General features: G+C 68.6%; 17 protein-coding genes. 8 read left to right on the forward strand and 9 right to left on the reverse strand.

Features of this window, described 5'->3' with window-relative positions:
• Positions 1 to 16: 16 nt before the first annotated feature.
• Complete coding sequence (locus tag AU185_RS18265) at positions 17 to 1105, reverse strand: NAD(P)H-dependent amine dehydrogenase family protein (protein WP_059098743.1); 1089 nt, start codon at positions 1103 to 1105, stop codon at positions 17 to 19.
• Between the two features lie 239 nt (positions 1106 to 1344).
• Here AU185_RS18265 and AU185_RS18270 point away from each other — a divergent pair, with 239 nt between their 5' ends.
• Positions 1345 to 3180, forward strand: coding sequence for an acyl-CoA dehydrogenase (locus tag AU185_RS18270; RefSeq protein WP_059098744.1), 1836 nt, complete (start codon positions 1345 to 1347; stop codon positions 3178 to 3180).
• A 99-nt stretch (positions 3181 to 3279) separates the two neighbouring features.
• Here AU185_RS18270 and AU185_RS18275 read toward each other — a convergent pair whose 3' ends face one another.
• The 4 genes from AU185_RS18275 to AU185_RS18290 all read right to left on the reverse strand — a co-directional run bounded on the left by AU185_RS18275 (position 3280) and on the right by AU185_RS18290 (position 7841).
• Positions 3280 to 3924, reverse strand: coding sequence for a response regulator (locus AU185_RS18275; RefSeq protein ID WP_059098745.1), 645 nt, complete (start codon positions 3922 to 3924; stop codon positions 3280 to 3282).
• The gene (locus AU185_RS18280) at positions 3921 to 5198 is read right to left on the reverse strand and encodes a sensor histidine kinase (RefSeq protein ID WP_231740266.1); all 1278 of its coding nucleotides are present in this window, start codon (positions 5196 to 5198) and stop codon (positions 3921 to 3923) included. Before AU185_RS18280 ends, AU185_RS18275 begins: the two co-directional genes overlap by 4 nt.
• A gap of 243 nt (positions 5199 to 5441) precedes the next feature.
• Entirely contained in the window at positions 5442 to 6383 is a 942-nt protein-coding gene (locus tag AU185_RS18285; protein ID WP_059098747.1) for a TIGR03564 family F420-dependent LLM class oxidoreductase, read from the reverse strand.
• A gap of 150 nt (positions 6384 to 6533) precedes the next feature.
• Positions 6534 to 7841 (reverse strand): acetyl-CoA C-acetyltransferase, encoded by a 1308-nt coding sequence (locus AU185_RS18290; RefSeq protein ID WP_502687733.1) that lies wholly within the window; start codon positions 7839 to 7841, stop codon positions 6534 to 6536.
• Between the two features lie 38 nt (positions 7842 to 7879).
• Between AU185_RS18290 and AU185_RS18295 the strand changes: the two genes are divergently transcribed.
• The 3 genes from AU185_RS18295 to AU185_RS18305 all read left to right on the forward strand — a co-directional run bounded on the left by AU185_RS18295 (position 7880) and on the right by AU185_RS18305 (position 10755).
• Positions 7880 to 9232, forward strand: a complete 1353-nt coding sequence (locus tag AU185_RS18295; protein WP_059098748.1) for a 3-oxoacyl-ACP reductase — start codon at positions 7880 to 7882, stop codon at positions 9230 to 9232.
• Position 9233: 1 nt separating this feature from the next.
• Positions 9234 to 10076: a MaoC/PaaZ C-terminal domain-containing protein gene (locus tag AU185_RS18300; RefSeq protein ID WP_172800403.1), complete on the forward strand. Its 843-nt coding sequence runs from the start codon at positions 9234 to 9236 to the stop codon at positions 10074 to 10076.
• A gap of 103 nt (positions 10077 to 10179) precedes the next feature.
• The gene (locus tag AU185_RS18305; protein WP_059098749.1) at positions 10180 to 10755 is read left to right on the forward strand and encodes a histidine phosphatase family protein; all 576 of its coding nucleotides are present in this window, start codon (positions 10180 to 10182) and stop codon (positions 10753 to 10755) included.
• On the opposite strand, the gene AU185_RS18310 is transcribed toward AU185_RS18305, so the two are convergent.
• Positions 10752 to 11396: a TetR/AcrR family transcriptional regulator gene (locus AU185_RS18310; protein WP_059098750.1), complete on the reverse strand. Its 645-nt coding sequence runs from the start codon at positions 11394 to 11396 to the stop codon at positions 10752 to 10754. The genes AU185_RS18305 and AU185_RS18310 overlap by 4 nt on opposite strands.
• A 34-nt stretch (positions 11397 to 11430) precedes the next feature.
• Complete coding sequence (locus tag AU185_RS18315) at positions 11431 to 12639, reverse strand: glycoside hydrolase family 3 N-terminal domain-containing protein (protein ID WP_059098751.1); 1209 nt, start codon at positions 12637 to 12639, stop codon at positions 11431 to 11433.
• A 120-nt stretch (positions 12640 to 12759) separates the two neighbouring features.
• Between AU185_RS18315 and AU185_RS24825 the strand changes: the two genes are divergently transcribed.
• Positions 12760 to 12933 (forward strand): DUF2613 domain-containing protein, encoded by a 174-nt coding sequence (locus AU185_RS24825; RefSeq protein WP_082683956.1) that lies wholly within the window; start codon positions 12760 to 12762, stop codon positions 12931 to 12933.
• A 19-nt stretch (positions 12934 to 12952) separates the two neighbouring features.
• Positions 12953 to 17182, forward strand: coding sequence for a DUF3367 domain-containing protein (locus AU185_RS18320; protein ID WP_216636419.1), 4230 nt, complete (start codon positions 12953 to 12955; stop codon positions 17180 to 17182).
• Here the strand turns inward: AU185_RS18320 and AU185_RS18325 are convergent.
• Entirely contained in the window at positions 17175 to 18770 is a 1596-nt protein-coding gene (locus AU185_RS18325) for an MFS transporter (RefSeq protein ID WP_059098753.1), read from the reverse strand. The genes AU185_RS18320 and AU185_RS18325 overlap by 8 nt on opposite strands.
• A gap of 74 nt (positions 18771 to 18844) precedes the next feature.
• Here AU185_RS18325 and AU185_RS18330 point away from each other — a divergent pair, with 74 nt between their 5' ends.
• Positions 18845 to 19816 (forward strand): phosphotriesterase family protein, encoded by a 972-nt coding sequence (locus tag AU185_RS18330; protein ID WP_059098754.1) that lies wholly within the window; start codon positions 18845 to 18847, stop codon positions 19814 to 19816.
• Between the two features lies 1 nt (position 19817).
• Positions 19818 to 21287: an AMP-binding protein gene (locus AU185_RS18335; protein WP_059098755.1), complete on the forward strand. Its 1470-nt coding sequence runs from the start codon at positions 19818 to 19820 to the stop codon at positions 21285 to 21287.
• On the opposite strand, the gene AU185_RS18340 is transcribed toward AU185_RS18335, so the two are convergent.
• Positions 21256 to 22368 (reverse strand): acyltransferase family protein, encoded by a 1113-nt coding sequence (locus AU185_RS18340; protein WP_156425594.1) that lies wholly within the window; start codon positions 22366 to 22368, stop codon positions 21256 to 21258. The two genes, AU185_RS18335 and AU185_RS18340, sit on opposite strands and share 32 nt — an antisense overlap.
• Positions 22369 to 22527 lie beyond the last annotated feature (159 nt).

Consider the following 22527-nt stretch of genomic DNA (forward strand, 5'->3'; position numbering starts at 1 on the left):
TTCGGCGAAGCACGAGTTAGGCCCAGCGCTGAGCTTGCACCTCGGGCGGCAGCGCCGTCTGCAGCGGCACGTCGAGCCCGTCGTAGATGCCGGGCTTCTGATTCGACAGCCAGTCGAGCGCACCGAGCAATCGATTGGCCGCGGTGGTGTTGCCGCCGTCGGCACGGGTGCCGCCCGGCACGTCGGCGCGCGTCGTGATCGTCAGCTGCGGATCTCCGTCGATGATCACGCGGTGATCGCCGACGCCCTCGTCGGGATACGGCCAGTCGGGCGCACATGACGCGTGGATACGGGTGATGTGGTCGATGACGATGCGTTCACGCCCACCCGACTTTCCGATGACCTTGAGCCAGAACGCGCCCTGCGTGCCCTTCTCGAAGGTCCCCATCACCGTCTCGACGGACTCCTCCAGCGGTCGCCGCTCGACCTCCTCGGTGATCTCGTCGATCTCCATGCCGAGACCTCGCCCGACAAGTCGGATGTTGCCGCCCCACACCATCGTGGGGATGGTGGGCAGCAGCATCATCGGGGTCTCGTCCATGGACCCGCCAAATCCGCACGACACCTTGACGGCGAACGGTTGGTTGTAGGTGGAGTAGTCGAAGATCTCCTGGCAGCGGATGGTCTTGATCCTCGTGCACAACCCGGCGGCGAGGACCGCGAGCGCGTCGTTGCCCCAACCGGGGTCGACGCCGCTGACCAGCAGCGCGGAGTTACCCTCCTCCGCTGCCCGGGTCAGCCGGTCGACCCAGTCCGGAGGCGCCGAACGCGGATCGTAGAGCGAGTACAGCGATGGCGTCACCACGTGACTGCCCGCGCGTAGGCACCGTTCGATGTCGGCAACGGCCTCGTCGGGGCGGATGTCGCCGGACGCCATGTAGGCGATGGCATCGCATTGCGCGAGGACGGCGCCGATACCCCTGTCGTCAGTGGTGGCGCTGACGCCGGTCGGCGCGTCGAGCCCGGCGAACGTCGCGGCATCGCGGCCGGCCTTGTCCGGTGAGGACGTGATGACGCCGGCGAGCTGCAGACCGGGAAACGCCACCGTCGAACGGATGGCGCAGGCGCCCATGTTTCCTGTCCCCCAGACCGCGACGCTAAGCATCGCAACACCCTATCGGCAGGCCGGGTGATGATTCTCACAGCGGGTCGAAGCGGTCAGCCAAGCCCCTGTCAACTGGGGTTTTGGCGGCCCGACCAACCGGGCGGTTAGTTAGGCTGCGGAAATTGTTCCGCGGTGGCTTGAGTTGAAGTTACTGATGGGTATAGTTCGGGGCAGTTACTGGTGGGTAACTTAGCCAGAAGTACCCAACCGTTGAGTGGCTATCTCACCGAGGAGGAACCGTGAGCCACTATAAGAGCAACGTTCGTGACCAGGTCTTCAACCTGTTCGAAGTCTTCGGCGTTGACAAGGCGCTCGGCGAGGGTGGCTTCGCCGACCTGGACATCGACACCGCCCGCGAGATGCTCGGCGAGGTCGCCCGGTTGGCTGAGGGCCCGATCGCCGAGTCGTTCGCCGAAGGCGACCGCAATCCGCCGGTGTTCGATCCGAACGCCCACTCGGTGACGCTGCCCGAGCCGTTCAAGAAGTCGATGCGCGCCCTGTTTGACGGCGGCTGGGACAAGATCGGCCTCGACGAGAAACTCGGCGGCATGCCGATGCCTCGCGCCCTGCAGTGGGCCCTCATCGAGCACATTCTCGGCGCCAACCCGGCCGCGTACATGTACGCGATGGGCCCGGGCATGGCGCAGATCATGTACAACCTCGGCACCGAAGAGCAGAAGAAGTGGGCCGTGCTGGCCTCCGACCGCGGGTGGGGCGCCACGATGGTCCTCACCGAACCCGACGCGGGCTCCGACGTCGGCGCGGGCCGCACCAAGGCAGTCCAGCAGGACGACGGCTCCTGGCACATCGATGGCGTGAAGCGCTTCATCACCTCGGCCGACTCCGATGACCTGTTCGAAAACATCTTCCACTTGGTGCTGGCTCGCCCCGAGGGCGCAGGACCGGGCACCAAGGGTCTGTCGCTGTTCTTCGTACCGAAGTTCCTGTTCGATCCGGAGACCGGCGAGCCCGGTGAGCGCAACGGCGTGTTCGTCACCAACGTCGAGCACAAGATGGGCCTCAAGGTCTCCGCTACCTGTGAGCTGACCTTCGGCCAGCACGGCGTTCCCGCCAAGGGCTGGCTCGTCGGCGAGGTGCACGAGGGCATCGCGCAGATGTTCGAGGTCATCGAGCAGGCCCGGATGATGGTGGGCACCAAGGCGATTGCCACGCTGTCCACCGGTTACCTCAACGCGCTCGAGTACGCCAAGGAGCGTGTGCAGGGCGCGGACATGACGCAGATGACCGACAAGACCGCGCCGCGGGTGACCATCACGCACCACCCGGACGTCCGCCGGTCGCTGATGACCCAGAAGGCCTACGCCGAGGGTCTGCGTGCGCTGTACCTGTTCACCGCGACGTTCCAGGACACCGCGGTCGCCAAGGCGCTGCACGACGTCGACGCCGAGCTGGCGGTCAAGGTCAACGACCTGATGCTGCCGGTCGTCAAGGGCGTCGGCTCCGAGCAGGCCTACGCCAAGCTGACCGAGAGCCTGCAGACCTTCGGTGGTTCGGGCTTCCTGCAGGACTATCCGATCGAGCAGTACATCCGCGACGCCAAGATCGACTCGCTCTACGAGGGCACCACCGCCATCCAGGCGCAGGACTTCTTCTTCCGCAAGATCGTGCGGGACAAGGGCCAGGCGCTGGCGTACGTGGCCGGCCAGATCGAGCAGTTCGTCAAGAACGAGTCGGGCAACGGCCGGCTGAAGGCCGAGCGCGCGCTGCTGGCCACCGCGCTGGAGGACGTCCAGGGCATGGCCGCCACGCTCACCGGCTACCTGATGGCCGCGCAGGAGAACCCGGCCGAGCTGTACAAGGTCGGCCTGGGCTCGGTGCGCTTCCTGATGAGCGTCGGCGACCTGGTCATCGGTTGGCTGCTGGCCCAGCACGCCGCGGTGGCGATCGACAAGCTCGATGCAGGAGCCAGCGGTGACGAGCGCGCCTTCTACGAGGGCAAGGTTGCGGTGGCGTCGTTCTTCGCGAAGAACTTCCTGCCGCTGCTCACCAGCACGCGCCAGATCATCGAGAACCTCGACAACGAGGTGATGGAGCTCGACGAAGCGGCTTTCTAAAGCCACTCGTCGCCTCCGACAAGACCGCCCCCGGACTCTTCCCGGGGGCGGTTTTGGTTGTGTTGGCGGCCTTCCGAGGGCCGGCACGACGACGCGGCGTCAGGAGTTGAGATAGGTGACCACCGCCAACACGCGGCGGTGATGCGCTTGCGACGGCGCCAGGTCGAGCTTGGTGAAGATCGCCGACACATGCTTCTCGACGGCACGTTCGGTGATCGAGAGATGGTGCGCGAGCCCGCTGTTGGAATGACCTTCGGCCATCAGCCCCAGCACCTCGCGCTCGCGGGGAGTCAACCGGTCGACTGCCGTCGCGCGCCGGCCGCCGATCAACTGGCGCACCACCTCGGGGTCGAGGGCGGTACCGCCCGACGCCACCCGTCGCAGTGCGGCATCGAACTCGCCGATGTCGGTCACCCGGTCCTTGAGCAGATAGCCCACACCGTCGGGGCTGGCCGCGAGAAGCTCATTCGCGTAGCGGGTTTCCACCCACTGTGAGAACACCAGCACGCCGACGCCGGGGTGTGTCCGCCGTAGGGACACGGCCGCGACGAGACCCTCATCGGTGAATGACGGCGGCATGCGGACGTCAATGATCGCGGCGTCGGGCGTGAGATCGTCGACGACACCGAGCAACTCATCCGCGGTGCCGACCCTGGCCGCCACGTCATACCCACGCTCGCGGAGTAGCTGCGCCAGGCCGTCACGCAGGATCGCGTTGTCCTCGGCGATGACCACGCGCGTCATTTCTGGGCTCCTGGCGGCACCACCACGGTGACGACGGTCGGGCCGCCGTCCGGACTGTCGACAACCAGGTCGCCGTCGAGCATCGCCAGCCGTTCCCGCAGGCCCGTCAGCCCGGATCCCGTGCCGACCTGCACACCACCGGAGCCGTTGTCCTGCACGGTGATTCGTAGTTCACGCGGATCACTACGAATCGTCACCGTGGCGTGGTCGGCGCCGGAGTGCTTGGAGACGTTGGCCAGCAACTCGGCAACGCAGAAGTACGCCATGGTTTCCACGCCTATCGACGGGCGCACCGGCAGATCGACCGTGACGTCGACGGGCAGCGGGTTGCGCGCCGCAAGGGTCTGCACCGCCGCTTCGAGGCCCAGATCCAGTGCGGGCGGGCGGATCCCGCGCACCAGATCGCGCAGTTCGGTCAACGTGTCCTTGGTGTTGGCCAACGCGTCGGAGACCAGTTCGCGGGCGCGGCCCACATCCGAGGACGCGAAGTTCTCCTCGGCGCGGGCAAGCGCCATCGCGACGGTGATGAGCCGCGCCTGGGTGCCGTCGTGCAGGTCGCGTTCCACCCGCTGCAGCGTGGCGGCCGACTCGTCGACCACGTCGGCGCGGGCCCGCTCCAACTGGCCCACCCGCCGGTCGCGCTCAGTCGCGCCGAGCAGGGTACGCGCCAGCATCACGTCGACGCGACCGACGCCGATCATCACCCAGCCCAGTGCGTACAGACCGGCGAGGCCGCCGATCGACAGCAACAGGTATGCGGGCAGCGAGTCCACCGGTTCGCCGATCGTCATGAAGGGGTGGCCCACCGCGACGTACACGAGCGGGGAGGCGACGGAGATCGCGCACACCGCGATGCCCACGATCACGAAATAGCCGACGGGGGTCATGACGACGGAGTGCAGCGTGACGAAGCCAAGACTGCGCCAACCGACGCCATCGGTGAGTGCTGCCGTGATTGTTTGCAGCCGTCCGCCCGGCCGCTCGAACGGTGGCGGCGCATCGATCTCGACACCGGTCAGTCGGGCCAGCGCCCGGTACAGCCGGTTCCACGCCCGCCCGCTCATCACCACCAGTGCCAGAAGCGGAATGCCGATCAACGTCGCAAGCAGCAATCCGGACGCCAAACTCGCGACGAACAGGAACGCCACCCCGGCGACCGCCAGCACGCTGACGAGCACGAAGTAGAGGTAGCGGCGCCAGGACTCGGGCTGCAGCGGCAGCAGAAGCGTTCGCGCCCAATCCGACCGGGAGGAGATGACGGTTGTTGTGGTCACGGCACCTATCGTCGCCTGCGACGCTCAGCGCGAGCCATCGTGCTGTCCGGCCAATCGTCGGTGTGGCCAGCCGTACCGAACGGCAAAAAAGGCGGGTTCGGGAGGGCAAATAGGTGCGTCACGTCAGTCTCGCGCGGTCGGCTTTCAACCCTTGCCGACTCTTCGGAATAGCCACTCCCGAACCCGTCGTGCGATCGATCGTACGCCCGGGATCTAGATCACACCAGGGGCAATTGCGGGCGATCAATTGTCCTTCGATCGCAGCAGCGCACGGGTGCGGGCACGCGTCTCGGCATCGGCGTCGAACAGGCTCGCGACGAACTCGTCGACACCGGATGCGGCCAGTTCGTCGAGCCGCTGCGCCACGGTTTCCTCGTCGCCGATGATGGCGGCGTCCTCCGGTCCGGCATAGCCTTCGCGGTCCAGCATCGCGCGGTACGACGGCAACTGCCCGTAGATCGCGAACTCCTCGGCGGCTCGGGCCCGGGCGCCTGCGACGTCGTCGGTGACGCTCACCGGCAGCGACGCCACCACCCGCACCGACGTCTCCGACCGGCCGGCTTCCGCGGCCGCGGTGCGCAGCGCCGGGACGACGTGATCGGCCAGTGTCTTGGGTCCGGTCATCCACGTCATGGTGCCGGCGCTGCGGCGGCCGGCGAGACGCAGCATCTGCGGTCCCAGGGCAGCGAGGTACACATCCGGCGCCGGGGCGCCCGGCACCTTGAGCGAACCGTGTGTGGTCCAGAATTCGCCCGCGGTGTCGGCGGGCTCACCGGCCAGCAGCGGCAGCAGCGCGTCGAGGTATTCGCGCATCTGGCGCACGGGCTTGTCGTACGAGATGCCCCACACGCCTTCGGTCACCATGCGATGGCTCAGGCCGATGCCCAGGCTGAACCGCCCGCCGGCGATCGTGTTGAGGGTCAGCGCGCGCTGGGCGAGCTGGGTCGGATGTTGAACCTGGATCGGCACCACGCCCGAGGCCACCTCGATGGTGTCGATCTCGCGGAACGCGACGGCCAGGATGGTCAACAGGTCGGGGTCGTAGGGCAGCTGGGCCATCCAGACCCGGCGGAACCCTTCGTCACGCAACGCGGCGAGCTTGCCGAGAGTGGCGTCGAGCGGCGACCGCCCTTCGGCGTCGGTGAGGAGTCCCACGAGGGACATGCTGATCTGCATGCCCACCATCGAAGCATCCGCCGCCAAAAGTTAAGAGCCCCGTACTGCCGTCGGGTCGGGGGGTCAGACGGCAGTACGGAGCTATCTGTCTATCGACATGGCCCAAACCGGCGTTACAACCGTCGACACAACTTTTTTTCGAGGCTTTCTCGGGGCTTTCTACGCCTCGAGGATCGCCGCGACGCCCTGCCCGCCGGCCGCGCAGATCGAGATCAGCCCGCGGACCGGTTGACCGGTCTGCTTCTTCTTCTCGGCCAGCTGCTTGGCCAACTGCGCGACGATGCGCCCACCGGTCGCGGCGAACGGATGGCCCGCGGCCAGCGACGATCCGTTGACGTTGAGCTTCGACCGGTCGATCGAGCCAAGCGCAGCGTCGAGGCCGAGCCGCTCCTTGCAGTACTCCTCGGACTCCCACGCCTGCAGGTGTGCGAGCACCACCGACGCGAACGCCTCGTGGACCTCATAGAAGTCGAAATCCTGCAGGCTCAACCCGTTGCGAGCGAGGAGGCGCGGCACCGCATACGTCGGCGCCATCAGCAGTCCGTCCTTGCCGTTGACGTAGTCCACCGCGGCGGTTTCCGCGTCGACGAAGTATGCGAGCGGTTCGACACCGTGCGCGGACGCCCACTCCTCGGTGGCCAGCAGCGACACCGAGGCGCCGTCGGTCAGCGGAGTGGAGTTGCCGGCGGTCATCGTCGCGTCACCGTTGCGGACCCCGAACACCGGCTTGAGCTTGGCGAGCTTCTCGGCCGACGAGTCCGCCCGCAGGTTGTTGTCGCGGTACACGCCGAGGAACGGCGTGACCAGGTCGTCGAAGAACCCGCGGTCGTAGGCGGCGGACATGTTCCGGTGGCTGGCGGCCGCCAATTCGTCCTGGTCGGTGCGCTTGATTCCCATCTCCTTGGCGGTGACGGCAGCGTGTTCGCCCATCGACATCCCGGTGCGCGGCTCGCTGTTGACGGGGATCTGGATGCCCAACGAGGCCGGCAGTTTGCCGACCAGCTTCAGCCGGTCGAGGTTCGACTTCGACCGGCGCAGCCCCAGCAGCGTGCGACGAAGGTCGTCGCCGAGTGCGATCGGCGCATCGGAGGCCGTGTCGACGCCGCCCGCCGCCGCCACCTCGTAGCGTCCGGCGGCGATGCCGTCGGCGGCGGAGATGGTCGCCTGCAGACCGGTGCCGCACGCCTGCTGGATGTCGAAAGCCGGCGTGTACGACGACAGCGCGCTGCCGAGCACACACTCGCGGATCAGGTTGAAGTCGCGGCTGTGCTTGAGCACCGCGCCGCCGATCACGGCGCCGAGGGTCTCGCCGGACAGGTTGAAGCGGTCGATGAGGCCGCCCAGGGCGGCGGTGAACATGTCCTGGTTCGACGCGCTGGCGTAGGCGCCGTCGGAGCGGGCGAACGGAATTCTGTTGCCGCCGAGGATGGCGACGCGTCGGCGGGTATCACTAGCCATGAACCCCATAGTACCCACCCTTCTTACTCAGGAGTAAGTTCGTCCCCATGGCTTCCGATCTGTACTCACAAATCGTCCATTCGACGCCGGGATCGTTCGTCGCCAAGCAACTCGGCATTCCGCAGCCCGAGACGCTGCGCCGCTACAAGCCCGGCGATCCGCCGCTGGCGGGCACGTTGCTGATCGGCGGTGAGGGCCGTGTCGTCGAGCCGCTGCGCACCGCGCTGGCCGAGGATTACGACGTCGTCTCGAACAACCTCGGCGGCCGCTGGGCGGACTCGTTCGGCGGGCTGGTGTACGACGCGACCGGCATCACCGAACCGGCCGGGCTCAAGGGCTTGTACAAGTTCTTCACCCCGCTGCTGCGCAATATCGGGCCGTCCGGCCGCGTCGTCGTCGTCGGCACCACCCCGGAGCAGGCGGGCAGTGAACACGAGCGCATCGCGCAGCGCGCGCTCGAGGGCTTCACCCGGTCGCTGGGCAAGGAGTTGCGCCGCGGCGCGACGGTGAACCTGGTGTACCTGTCCTCCGATGCCAAGCCCGCCGCGACGGGGCTGGAGTCGACGATGCGTTTCCTGCTCTCGGGTAAGTCGGCCTACGTGGACGGGCAGGTGTTCCGGATCGGTGCGGACGACTCGGCGCCGCCGGCCGACTGGGACCGGCCGCTGGACGGCAAGGTCGCGATCGTCACCGGCGCCGCCCGCGGGATCGGCGCGACGATCGCCGAGGTGTTCTCGCGCGACGGTGCGAAGGTGGTGTGTCTCGATGTCGAGGGCGCCAAGGACGCGCTCGGCGTGACGGCCACCAAGGTCGGCGGCACCGCGATCGCGCTGGATGTGACGGCGCCCGACGCGGTCGAGCGCATCACCGAACGCCTGAAGGAAAACCACGGCGGACGCGCCGACATCCTGGTCAACAACGCCGGCATCACCCGCGACAAGCTGCTCGCGAACATGGATGAGGCGCGTTGGGACTCCGTCGTCGCGGTGAATCTTCTTGCGCCGCTTGCCCTAGCCGAAGGGCTGGTCGGCAACGGCTCGATCGGTGAGGGCGGCCGGATCGTCGGGCTGTCGTCGATGGCGGGAATCGCGGGTAACCGCGGGCAGACCAACTACGCGACCACCAAGGCGGGCATGATCGGGTTGACCGACAGCTTGGCGGAGGCCTACGCCGACAAGGGCGTCACGGTCAACGCGGTGGCGCCCGGGTTCATCGAGACCAAGATGACCGAGGCCATCCCGCTGGCCACCCGCGAAGTCGGGCGACGGTTGAACTCGCTGTATCAGGGCGGCCAACCGGTCGACGTCGCCGAGACCATCGCCTACTTCGCGAGTCCCGCGTCCAACGCCGTGTCCGGCAACACGGTGCGGGTGTGTGGCCAGGCGTGGCTGGGGGCGTGACGTGACCCAACCGTCCGGGCTGATGAACCTGGTGCGCGCTGCGGCGGGCGCGCTGCCCTTCGTGCCGCGCGGGGAGACGCTGCCCGACCGCACACTGACCGTCGACGACCTGAGCATCGACCCCGACAACGTGGCGGCGTACGCGGACGTGACGGGTCTGCAGTTCGGCGACACCGTGCCGCTGACCTATCCGTTCGCGCTGACCTTTCCGACGCTGATGTCGTTGGTCACCGGCTTCGACTTTCCGTTCGCGGCAATGGGTTCGGTGCACATCGAGAACCACATCACGCAGTATCGGCCGATCGCGGACACCGACACCGTGTCGGTGAAGGTGCACGCGGAGAACCTGCGCGAGCACCGGCGCGGCCTGCTGGTCGACCTCGTGACCGACGTCAACGTCGGCAACGAGCGGGCGTGGCACCAGGTGACGACGTTCCTGCACCAGCAGCGCACGAGCTTGTCCGACGAACCCAAGCCCCCACCGCAGAAGCCACCGAAGCTGGGCCCCCCGAACGCGCTGCTGCGCATCACGCCCGGCCAGATCCGGCACTACGCCTCGGTGGGCGGCGACCACAACCCGATCCACACCAATCCCGTCGCGGCCAAGCTGTTCGGCTTTCCGACGGTGATCGCCCACGGGATGTTCAGCGCAGCAGCGGTTCTCGCCAACATCGAGGGCCAACTGCCGGGTGCGGTGAAGTACTTGGTGAAGTTCGCCAAGCCGGTGGTGCTGCCTGCGAGCGCTGGACTGTATGTCGACCGCGTCTCCGATGGCTGGGATCTGACGTTGCGCGACATGAAGAAGCGCGAGCCGCACCTGTTCGGCACGGTGCGGTCGCTCTAGCGACAACTGGTTCGAGACTGCGCACAGATCGCGATCAAGCCTGGTTCGGCGATCTCGCCGCAGTCTCGAAGCCACCTTCGCGAACGCCTGCAGGAGACGGGGCATGGCAATCGAGCTGATCTTCGAAACGCATTCCTTGACCGTGGACAACGAAGCGGGCATTGCCACTGGATGGCTGCCCGGCGAGCTGTCGCCCCTAGGCCGCGAGCTTGCGCGTGAGCTCGGCGGGCGCCATCGCGACCGCCAACTCGCCGCTGTCTTCGTCTCCGATCTTGCCCGCGCCGTCGAGACTGCCGCGATTGCCTTCGCCGGCAGACATGTGCCCATCCGCACCGATTCCCGGCTACGCGAATGCAACTACGGGATGCTCAATGGCATGCCAGTTGCACGGCTCACCACCACCCGCCGTCAGCACATCACCGAGCCCTATCCGGGCGGGCAGAGCTATCAACAGGTCGTCGACCAGATGCGCTCATTCATAAGGAGTTTGGCCGCACAATACGACGATCGGACCGTGCTGGTCATCGCTCACTCGGCCAACAAGTGGGCACTTGACTACCTGCTGAAAGGGCGACGTCTCGCCGAATCGGTCGACGCGCCGTTCGACTGGCAGGAAGGCTGGACGTACCACGTGCCACCGGGGTGGACCGTCGAGACCACTAACCGCGGTTCGGCCTAGTTCGGCGATCTCCCCGCAGTCTCGACGGGGTGGTCGGCCACGGCGTGGTCGGCCGGTGTGCCCTTCAGGCCACGCCAGAACAGGTTGATCATCAGTTCGGCGGCCTCGTCGACACCGGCGTCGCCGGTACTGACGCGGCTGGCCACCGCCTCGCCCGCTCCGACGAGCGCGACGGCCATCATGTCGAAATCCGTGTCGGGCTCGGGGTTTCGGGTACCCGACCGCAGCAGCCTGCTCACGAGATCGATGATGCGTTCGCGGCCCTCACGCACGGTGTGGGCGAACGCCTGAGAGCTGGTGGCCTGACTGTAGAGCACCATCCACGAGGCCCGGTTGGCGTCGATGTAGTTCAGGAACGCCAGAACCGCGGTGCGCAGAAGGTCTTTCGGGCTCTGCTTGAAGTCGATCCGGCTGCGCACGTCGTCGACGAACCGGGCCAGCTCACGGTCCAGGCACGCGGCGAACAACTCCTCCTTGGAGCCGTAGTACAGATACAGCATCGGCTTGGAGATCTGCGCTTCGGCGGCGATCGCGTCCATGGACGTCTCGTGATAGCCGTTGACCGAGAAGATCTGCACCGCGGCGTCAAGCATCTGCTGCTCGCGCACGGCGCGCGGCAACCGCTTGGTCCCTCCGGCCATTACACAAGGGTAAGCAATCGGTGGACGCCAGGTGTCAACAGCGCGGGTTGGGCCCCTTCATCGCCGCCAGCCGCAGCACCGACGCGTCGACGCTGGACATCGACAGCTCACCGGCCGCCACCGCCTTCTCGAGCCGGTCGAGCACTGCGGGCACCTCACCGGTCGTCACCCACAACGCGTTGTCGGCGCCGGCCTGCAGGGCGCGCAGGGCGGCCTCGGCCACCCCGAACCGGTCGGAGATTGCCTGCATGGACGACAGGTCGTCGGTGAACACCGGACCGTTGAACGGCGGGCCGCCGTAATTGCCGGACCGCAGCAGCGCGTACGCGGCCGGGCTCAGGCTCGCCGGATCGCTTCCGGTCAGACCGGGCACCTGCATGTGGCCGACCATCACGCCGACGGGGGCCTGCGTGGTCAGCGTCCGATACGGCACCAGGTCGGTCGTCTGCAGTTCGGCGAGATCCGGCGTGGAGACGCTGCCGGTGTGCGAGTCGCCCGACCCGGAGCCGTGGCCCGGGAAGTGCTTGAGCACCGGGAGGACCCCCGCGTCGCGCAGCCCGCGAGCGTAGGCTCCGGCGAAGTCGGTGACGACGGTCGGGTCCGAACCAAAGGACCGGTCTCCGATGACACCGTCGGCGTTGGCTGAGTCGGTGACGTCGACGACCGGGGCGAAGTCGATGGTGATGCCCATCCCGCGCATCTGCTGGCCGCGCCGCAACGCGATGTCGTACACCTGCTCGGGGGTGTTGGTCTGCGCCAGCACCCGCGGGGAGGGCTGGGCACCGATCAGCGGGGCCAGCCGCGACACCCGGCCGCCCTCCTCGTCGACGCTGACCGCCAGCGGCAGCGGGTTCGCCGCACCCGCGATGTCGGCCAACGATCCGTCGGACAGCATCGACAGGTCCGTCCAGCTGCCGATCATGATGCCGCCCACATGATGGGTGTCGACGACCGCGCGGGCGTCGGCCGCGCCGGTGACCCCGACCATCAGCAATTGCGCGAGCTTGTCGCGGGTCGACAGGGCCGAGAGCAGCTGCTCGCCGGCTCCGCACGCCGGTGCCGCCGGCGCGTCCGGCGCCGGAGCGTTCGGCACGGCCGTGGCCGCCTTCGTCAGCGGAGCCTCGGAGACGGCGGACGGGGCTTCGGGTTGCTCGGTCGGCGAACAGGCCAGCACGAGCCCGGTCAGTGCCACCAGTGCGCAGAGCGTCCTGGTCCTCGATGTCTTCCTCGATGTCAAGGCCATGGGCCTCGACACTAACGGCACTGGACGCTCAGTTCTATCTCCTGGTCGGCGAGCCGGGTGGCTCGACCGCCGGAACGCACGTTCATCTGCGGACATCGGCCGCGTGCTACTTTTGCCCCCATGGATCGGTTCCTCGTGCCCGCTGCCGCCAGCATCGTGGTCGGCCTGCTGCTGGGCGCGGCAGCCGTATTCGGCGTGACGCTGATGGTGCAGCAGGACAACAGGCCTCCTCTGCAAGCGGGCGATCCGGCGTCCTCGGTGCTCAACAGGGTCGAGTACGGCGACCGAAGCTAAATCCCGGGTCGCGTCGCTCCTGCCCTCCGCCGCTGAGACCGTCCCGCTCTCGCGGCGTTGGCTGTGGGTGGCCGCTGCCGCGGCGCTGGTCCTGACATTCGCCCAGTCACCCGGCCAGATTTCGCCCGACACCAAGCTCGACCTGACCGCGAATCCGCTGCGGTTTCTCACGCGCGCGTTCAACCTCTGGAACAGCGAACTGCCGTTCGGGCAGGCCCAGAACCAGGCGTACGGCTATCTGTTCCCGCATGGCGCGTTCTTTCTGATCGGTGACGTCGCCGGGCTGCCCGGATGGGTGACTCAGCGGCTGTGGTGGGCGCTGCTGCTGGTCGTCGGGTTCTGGGGCGTGCTGCGGGTGGCCGAAGCGTTGAACATCGGCAGTCCGACGTCACGGGTGATCGCTGCGGTCGCCTATGCGCTGTCACCGCGGGTGCTGACCACGCTCGGCGCGATCTCCTCGGAGACGCTGCCGATGATGCTCGCGCCGTGGGTGCTGCTGCCGATGGTCCTCGCCCTGCGGGGTGGGCCCGGAGGGGTAGGAAACAGACAGGGCGATGCAAGGATCCGGGTGCTGGCCGCGAGGTCGGCGGTGGCGATCGCCTTGATGGGCGCGGTCAACGCGGTGGCCACCCTCACCGGCTGCCTGTGCGCGGCCATCTGGTTGGCATGTCACCGCCCCACCAGACTGTGGTGGCGATTCACCGCCTGGTGGGCGGTGGGTATCGCGCTGGCGGTGCTGTGGTGGGTGATCGCGCTGGTGCTGCTGGGCCGGATCAGCCCGCCGTTCCTCGACTTCATCGAATCCTCCGGTGTCACCACTCGCTGGATGTCGCTGACCGAGATGCTGCGCGGCACCGACGCCTGGACACCGTTCGTCGCACCGAACGCGACCGCCGGCGCGTCGCTGGTGACCGGTTCGGTCGCCGTGCTCGCCACCACCCTGGTCGCCGCCGCCGGCCTGGCCGGACTCGCCATGCGCACGATGCCGGCCCGCGGTCGGCTGATCACCATCCTGCTGACCGGTGTCACGCTGCTGGCGCTCGGTTACTCCGGTGGACTGGGATCGCCGGTGGCGCTCGAGGTTCAGGCATTCCTCGACGCGTCGGGAACACCGCTGCGCAATCTGCACAAGCTCGAACCGCTGCTGCGCCTGCCGCTGGCCCTGGGGTTGGCGCACCTGCTCGGCCGGATCCCGCTGCCGGGCAGCGCGCCGCGCTCGGAGTGGACGAGCGCGCTGGCTCACCCCGAACGCGACAAGCGGGTCGCCGTCGGAATCGTCGTGCTGGTCGCGCTGGCCGCCGGAACCTCGCTTGCGTGGTCCGGACGCCTCACTCCGCCAGGCGCTTTCGACGCCATCCCGCAGTACTGGCACGACACCGCCGACTGGCTCGACGAACACAACACCGAGGGCCGCGTCCTCGTTGCGCCCGGCGCGCCGTTCGCCACGCAGGTGTGGGGCAACAGCCACGACGAACCGCTGCAGGTGCTCGGCGACAGCCCGTGGGGCGTGCGCGACTCGATCCCGCTGACCCCGCCGCAGACCATCCGAGCGCTGGACTCCGTGCAGCGTCTGTTCGCGGCGGGACGGCCATCCGCCGGGCTGGCCGACACCCTTGCCCGCCAGGGTATTTCGTATGTGGTCGTGCGCAACGACCTCGACCCGGAGGCGTCGCGGTCGGCGCGGCCGCTGCTGGTGCACCGGGCCGTCGACGGCTCGCCCGGCCTGGAGAAGGTCGCCGAGTTCGGCGATCCGGTCGGGGGCGGCACCCTGGCCGGATTCGTCACCGACAGCGGCCTGCGCCCCCGCTACCCCGCCGTCGAGATCTACCGGGTGCACGCCGAAACGCCGGTGACGCCGTACCTTGTCGACACCGAGCGCATGGCGCGCGTGGACGGTGCGCCCGAGGCCCTGCTCCGACTCGACGAACGCCGACGACTCCTCGGTCAGCCGCCGCTGGGCCCCATGCTGTTGACGGCCGACGCCGAACGCGCGGGCGTGCCCGCCCCGCTCGTCACCGTCACCGACACCCCGGTCGCGCGCGAGACCGACTACGGCCGCGTCGACCACCACTCCTCGGCGATCCGCGCTCCCGACGATGCCCGGCATACCCACAACCGGGTCATCGACTATCCCTCTCCCGGCACCGATCTCGTCTACGGGCAGTGGAACGGCGGCCGGGTCTCGGTGTCGAGTTCGGCGGCCGATTCGACCGCGCTGCCCAACGTGACGCCCGCGGCGGGCCCGGCCGCGGCGATCGACGCCGACCCGTCGACGAGTTGGGTGTCCAACGCGTTGCAGTCGGCGATCGGGCAGTGGCTGCAGGTCGACTTCGATCATCCGGTGACCAACGCGACGATCACCGTCACGCCCAGCGCCACCGCGGTCGGCGCGCAGATCCGCCGCATCGAGATCTCGACCGTCAACGGCACCAGCACCCTGCGTTTCGACGAGGCCGGTAAACCGTTGACCACGGCGCTGCCCTACGGGGAGTCACCGTGGGTGCGGATCACCGCGGTCGCCACCGACGACGGATCGCCGGGTGTGCAATTCGGGCTCACCGACATCGCCGTCACCCAGTACGACGCGAACGGCTTCGCCCATCCCGTCAGCCTGCGCCACACCGTCGCGGTTCCCGGGCCTCCGCCGGGTTCGGCTGTGGCGCAATGGGATCTGGGTTCGGAGTTGCTCGGCCGAACGGGCTGCGCGCAAAGCCCAACGGGTACCAGGTGCGCGGCCGCGATGGCGCTGTCGCCCGAGGAGCCGGTGAACCTCAGCCGGACGCTGAGTGTGCCGTCGTCGATCGCGGTGACGCCGACGGTGTGGGTGCGGGCCCGCCAGGGGCCCAAGCTGGCGGACCTGGTCGCGGCGGCGGGCGCCGCCCGCGCGCTGGGCGACGCCGATCCGATCGACATTCTGGGCTCGGCCTACGCCGCGGCCGACGGCGATCCGGGCACCGCGTGGACCGCGCCACAACGCGTCGTGCAGCACCGGACGCCACCGACGCTGACGCTCAAGTTGCCGCGACGCAGCGAGGTCGCCGGACTGCGGGTGACCCCGAGTTCGGTTGAGCTGCCGGCACATCCGACTCTGCTGGCCGTCGACCTCGGTGACGGTCCGCAGATCCGTCGGGTGGCCGGGGACGCGGGCGCGCAGACCCTGAAGCTCAAGCCGCGGGTCACCGACACCGTCACGGTGTCCATCCTCGAGTGGGACGACGTCATCGACCGCACGGCGCTCGGCTTCGACCAACTCAAACCGCCGGGGCTGGCCGAGGTGACGGCGCTGGACACGCGGGGCGCACCCATCGCCGCTGCCGACGCGGCGCGCAACCGGGACCGCACAATCGAGCTCCCCTGCGGGCGTGGACCGGTCATCGGTATCGCCGGCCAGTTCATCCAGACCTCGCTCACCACGACCGTCGGCGCCCTGCTCGACGGTGCTCCCGTCGCCGCGCAACCGTGCCGGAGCGAACCGATCCTGCTGCCCGCGGGCCAGCAGGAGCTGGTGGTCAGCCCCGGTACCGCGTTCATCGTCGACGGCGCGCAGTTGTCCGGACCCCTGGCCCGCGAAATACGCCCGGCGCCAACCACACCCGCGCAGACCGGCGTATGGAGCCCAGACCACCGTGAGGTGAGCGTCGCGCCGTCTCCGGCGTCGCGGGTGCTGGTCGTGCCCGAGAGCATCAACCCCGGGTGGGTCGCACACGACGGCGGCGGGCGCGCATTGACGCCGATCACGGTGAACGGCTGGCAGCAGGGTTGGGTGCTGCCGCCGGGAACGTCGGGTCCGGTCACGCTGACCTTCCCGTCCAACGGGTCCTACCGCGTCGGCCTGATCGGCGGGTTGGCGCTGCTGCCGGTGCTCGCCCTGCTGGCGTTCCTTCCGGCGCGCAGGCGCCAACCGCCCCTTGACCCCGTGCCGGTGTGGCGTCCGCACGCGATCGCGGTGGCCGCCGCCACGCTCGCTGTCGGCGCGGCGATCTCCGGGTTGGCCGGTGTTGTGGTGGTCGGTTGCGCGCTGGGCGTTCGCCGCCTACTTCGCGACCGCGAAAAGCTCTGCGAGGCAACTACTGTCGGCCTATCGGCCGTTGGCCTGATTCTGGCCGGCGCGGTACTGAGCCAGAACCCGTGGCGATCGGTCGACGGCTACGTCGGGCATTCGTGGGGGGTGCAGCTGCTGGCGCTGGTGTCGGTCGCCGCCGTCGCCGCCTCCACCGTGCCGATGAGCACACGCAGGCCGGTCAGTTGACGGCGATCAGGTGCTCGAGCGTGGGCTGGCCGATGACGAACTTGTCGACCGCCTGCTCGACGAGCAGGTCCTGCCGGGTCTGACGGGTCATGTGCTGGTGCAGATGCTCGTCCCACGACCGCACGACGAACGCCTCGACGAACGTGTTGGCCGACTCACCGCTGCGGAACAGCCGCCACTGCACGGCACCGGTGCGCTGCCGCGAGCGCTTCACCCTGGCCATCGCCGCGACGAACGCCGCCTCGTCCTCCGTCGCGACGCGATAGGTCTTCAGCACCACGACCGGTCCGTCGGGCGGCGCGGGTTCGAACACCAGCGCCGGCTCCGGCCAGTGCGCTGACGGTTCCACGTCCAGATTGCCGGTGCCCCGGTGCAGCGGCCACCACAGCAGCGACACCGCGCAGGCGGCCAGCAGCCCCGCACTGATCAGCAGCGCCGTCACACTGCTCGTGGCGCCGGCCACCAGGCCCCACACCAGCGAGCCGATCGCCTGCCCGCCCATGAACACCAACTGGTAGACCGACAGCCCGCGTGCCCGCACCCAGGCCGGAAGGCTCAGCTGCATCGACGCATTCAGAGTCGACAAGGTGAGCAGCCAACACAACCCCCCGAGCAGCATCGCGACGACGACCACCGCCAACACCGGCACCAGAGCCAGCACCACGGTGGCGATCGCGAAACCGACGGCGCCGCCGGTGAGAAGCGCGTTGCGCCCGAACGCCGTCTGCAGCCGCGACAACAACGTCGCGCCGCACACCGCTCCGACCCCCAGCGCACCCAACAGCACGCCGTATCCCGCCGACGACAGGTTCAGTTGCCGACTGGCGATGACGGCGAGCAATCCCCACAGTGCGCTGGCCGGCGCGATGAACAACAGCGCGCGCAACAGAATGCGCCGCACCACCGGCGAGCTCCGGATGAACCGCCCGCCCGCGCTCAGCGCCGACAACGGCCTCTCGGTCGGCAGCAGCCGTTCCGCGGCCGGGCGGCGCCAGACCACCAGCGCCGCGACGATGCCGACGAACGAGACCGCGTTCAGCGCGAAAACCAGCGTGGGCCCCGACAGCGACACCAGCGCGCCCGCGATCGCCGGCCCGATCGCCCGGGCGCCGTTCATGGCCAAGCTCGTCAATGCCGCAGCGGCCGGGATCTGTTCGCGGGGAACGAGTTCGGGCTGGATCGCCTGCCACGCCGGCGCGGTCAGCGCCTGACCGCAGCCGATCAGGAACAGCAGGATCAGCAACACCGCCGGGGTCGCCAGGCCGACGCCCGTCAACGCCGCCAGCAGCGAGACGCCGGCCGCCATCGCCGCCTGGGTGGCGATCAGCAGCCGCCGCCGGTCGACGAGGTCGGCCAGCACACCGGAGGGTAGGGCCAGCAGCATCACCGGCAACGCCGTCGCCGTCTGCACCAGCGGCACCAGCACCGCCGCGCCGGGATCGGCGACCAGCATCCACTGCGCGCCGACCGTCTGCATCCAGGTACCGAGGTTCGACACGAACTGCGCGATCCACAGCGCACGGTAGATCGGTGAGGACAGCGGCGCCCACGCCGACGGCGCGGCGCGGACAGAGGACGATGCCGCCATGCGGTTGTGGCCTTTCTGTATGAACAGTTCTCAAGTACCCGATTGACCGATCGCTATCTCGTAGCATCGGCCGCGTGCCGCAACTGAACACCGCCGGCGGGGCGATCGACACCGGGGAGCTGGGCGTCACGCTCATGCACGAGCACGTCTTCATCCAGTCCCCCGACATCTCGGCCAACTATCCCGAAGTCTGGGGCGACGAGGGCAAACGCGAGGCCGACGCCGTCGTCCGCCTCAACGAGCTGAAGTCGCGCGGCGTCGACAGCATTGTCGACCTCACGGTGATCGGAATGGGCCGCTACATCCCGCGCATCGAACGCATCGCCGCGCAGACCGACATCAACATCATCGTGGCGACCGGCGTGTACACCTACAACGACGTGCCGATGTTCTTTCACTTCAGCGGTCCGGACACCCCGCTCGGTGAACCGATGGTCGACATGTTCGTCCGCGACATCACCACCGGCATCGCCGGCACCGGAATCAAGGCGGCAATCCTCAAGTGCGCGACCGATGAACCGGGTGTGACTCCGGGTGTCGAGCGGGTGCTGCGGGCGGTCGCGCAGGCCCACAGGGAGACCGGCGTGCCGATCTCGACGCACACCCACGCCGCGACGAAGCGGGGCCTGGATCAGCAGCGCATCTTCATCGAGGAAGGCATCGACCTCTCGCGCGTGGTGATCGGGCATTCGGGTGACACCACCGATCTCGACTATCTGGAAGAGCTCATCGGCAACGGCTCCTACATCGGCATGGACCGGTTCGGCGTGGACGTGTTCCTCGGCTTCGAAGACCGGGTCGACACCGTCGCAAAGATGTGCGAGCGCGGGCACGCCGACAAGATGGTGTTGTCCCACGACGCATCGTGTTTCATCGACTGGTTACCGGAAGCGCTTGTGCCGGCGACCATGCCGAACTGGCACTATCTGCACATCCACAACGACGTCATTCCCGCGCTCAAGGATCGTGGCGTCACCGACGAGCAGCTGACGACGATGCTCGTCGACAACCCGCGCCGAATCTTCGAGACACGGGGCGGCTACTGAGATGACCGGACCGATCCCGCCGATCGGGACGCAGGTGTCGCGGCTGGCGGCCGCCGCCCCCGACGCACCGGCGGCGACGTGCGAGGGTGTCACGGTCACACGCGGTGAACTCGACGAGTCGACCAACAGGCTGGCCCGCGCCTACGCCGAACTCGGTGTGCGACAGGGTGATTACGTCACCGTGGTGCTGGCGAACTCGATCGAATTCGTCCAGGCGGTGCTCGCGACGTGGAAGCTCGGCGCCGTTCCGCAGCCGCTCTCACCGCGGCTGCCCGACGCCGAACTCGCCGGGTTGCTCGAGCTCAAGCCGCGGGCCCTGGTGGTCGGCCGCGACGACCCGACCGGTCGAACACCAAGCGTGCCAACCGGTTACGCACCCGATCCGGGGCTGTCGGACGCACCGCTGCCGGAGGCGGTGTCGCCCATCTTCAAGGCGATGGCCTCCGGCGGGAGCACCGGCAAGCCGAAGCTGATCGAATCCGGTGGCGACGGCCGGTTTCCGCCGGCCGCCGGGTACCCGCTCGGCGCACAGGAGGGTGACGTCAACCTGCTGTCGGTGCCGCTGAGCCACAACACCGGGTTCACCACGTTCGCGATCGGCCTGGTGCAGGGCCATCATCTGGTGCTGATGCCGCGGTTCGAACCGCACGAGTTCCTGCGTCTGGTGACCGAACACCGGGTGACATTCCTGACGACGGTGCCGACGATCATGCAGCGGTTGCTGCCGGTCTACCGGGCCGACCCCGACGCCTACGACCTGTCCTCCATCCGGCGGTTCTGGCATGTGGCCGCGGTCTGCCCGCCGGCCGTCAAGCAGGCGTGGATCGACATCCTGGGTCCGGACACAGTGTGGGAACTGTACGGCGGCACCGAGTTACAGGCGTTGACGTTCATCTCCGGGGACCAGTGGCTGACGCACCCGGGTTCGGTCGGCGTCGTTGTCGCCGGGGAGATGAAGGTGCTCGACGACGACGGCAACGAGTGCCCGCCGCGAGTCGCAGGCGAGATCTACATGCGCCCGTCGCCGGGCAGCGCGCCGACCTACCGCTACGTCGGCGCGACCGCGAAGTCCCGCGACGGCTGGGACTCACTGGGCGATCTGGGCTATTTCGACGAGGACGGCTTCCTGTACCTCAACGACCGTCGCGTCGACATGTTCACCGTCGGCGGCCGCAATGTCTACCCCGCCGAGATCGAGTCGGCGCTGGCCGAACACCCGGCGGTGCTGTCGTGTCTGGTCGTCGGCGTGCCGGATTCGGATCTCGGCCAGGTCCCGCACGCGCTCGTGCAGGCCGACGGTGATCTCGACGAGGCGACCGTCATCGCATTCCTCTCGGAGCGCCTCGAGCGCCACAAGGTGCCGCGCACGGTCGAGTTCACCGATGCGCCGTTGCGCGACGACGCGGGCAAGGCGCGACGCTCCGCGGTGCGCGACGAGGTCATCTCGCGACGGGCTCAGGCACGCCGCTGACCGCCGAGTCCAGCGGCGGTATCGGGCGTTCGTGACGAAACTCCCATCGCCGCAATGCCGTCCGGCACGGCGACTCCACCAGCGCGTAACTGACCGCGGCGATCGCGAAGCCGAACACCACCGTCAGCACCAGCACCACCGGCATGTGCCCGCTGAACGCGAACTCGCCGATCACCGGGAACACCATCGCCAGCGCGGCGAGGTGCCAGATGAACAGCCCGTAGGACCACCGGCCCAACGTCACCATCGTCGTGTTGCCGAGTAGTCGGTGCGAGGTGTCGGGGCGGTCGAGCACCAGCGGGGCCACCAGCGCGGCGGCGACCACCGCGCCCATCGCGATCTTGACGACGAACTGGCTGACCGTGCCCGGGGTGAGTCCCTCGGGACCCGCGATCGGGGACGCCGCGACCAGGAAGGCGGCCGCCGCGATGACCGCCATCAGCACCCGCCGCCGGGCCAACCGGTGCGGCCATCCGACCGGTTCCACCGTCAACTCGGCAAGCAGCATGCCCGCGGCGAACCAGGAGAAAAAGGCTGGCGGCCAGTTCAGGTGGTTGACACCGGCGGAGGTGGCGATGGGCAGCACCGCCCACCCCAGGCTGGCGACCGCCGCGACCGCGATAACGGGTATCCGCGCACGCACCGGGACCCGTCGCACCAGCAGCGCGAGCAGCGGTAGCGCGAGGTAGAACGCCACCTCGACCGACAGGCTCCACATCTGCGTCAGCCCCGCGGTCAAGGTGAGCGGCACGTAGATCTGGGTCAGGGTGAGGTTGGCCAGCCACACGGTCAGGTCGGCTTTCGCATCGGGCAGCAGCGACAGGATCACCACCACCGCGACCAGGTAGCCGGGCATGATGCGGACGATCCGCGAGCGCAGGTAGTGGCCGGTCGACGGGGTCGGCCGCAACCCCCGCGCGGCCGCGGCATGCCCACGCCACAGCAGGAAGCCCGACAGCGCGAAGAACACCGCGACCGCGAGGTCGAAGCGGCCGAACAGCCGGCCGGTGATCCCGCCGGTGTGGCCGGTCTGAAAGGCCACGTGGGTAACGACGACCCCGACCGCCGCGCAGGCCCGCATGCCTTCGACGGCAGGCAGGAAGCCGCGAGTGCCGCCGACTTCCGCCACGTTTCCGATGCTGCCCACGGCAATCAGTGTGCCGGGAGGATCGAAACACGCTGAATACGGGTAGTCCGGGGGCCGCGGGTGGATGCGCTCGGACTAAACGACGACCTTAAA

Origin of the sequence: Mycobacterium sp. GA-0227b (assembly GCF_001499855.1) — a bacterium.
Classification (GTDB): Bacteria; Actinomycetota; Actinomycetes; order Mycobacteriales; family Mycobacteriaceae; genus Mycobacterium.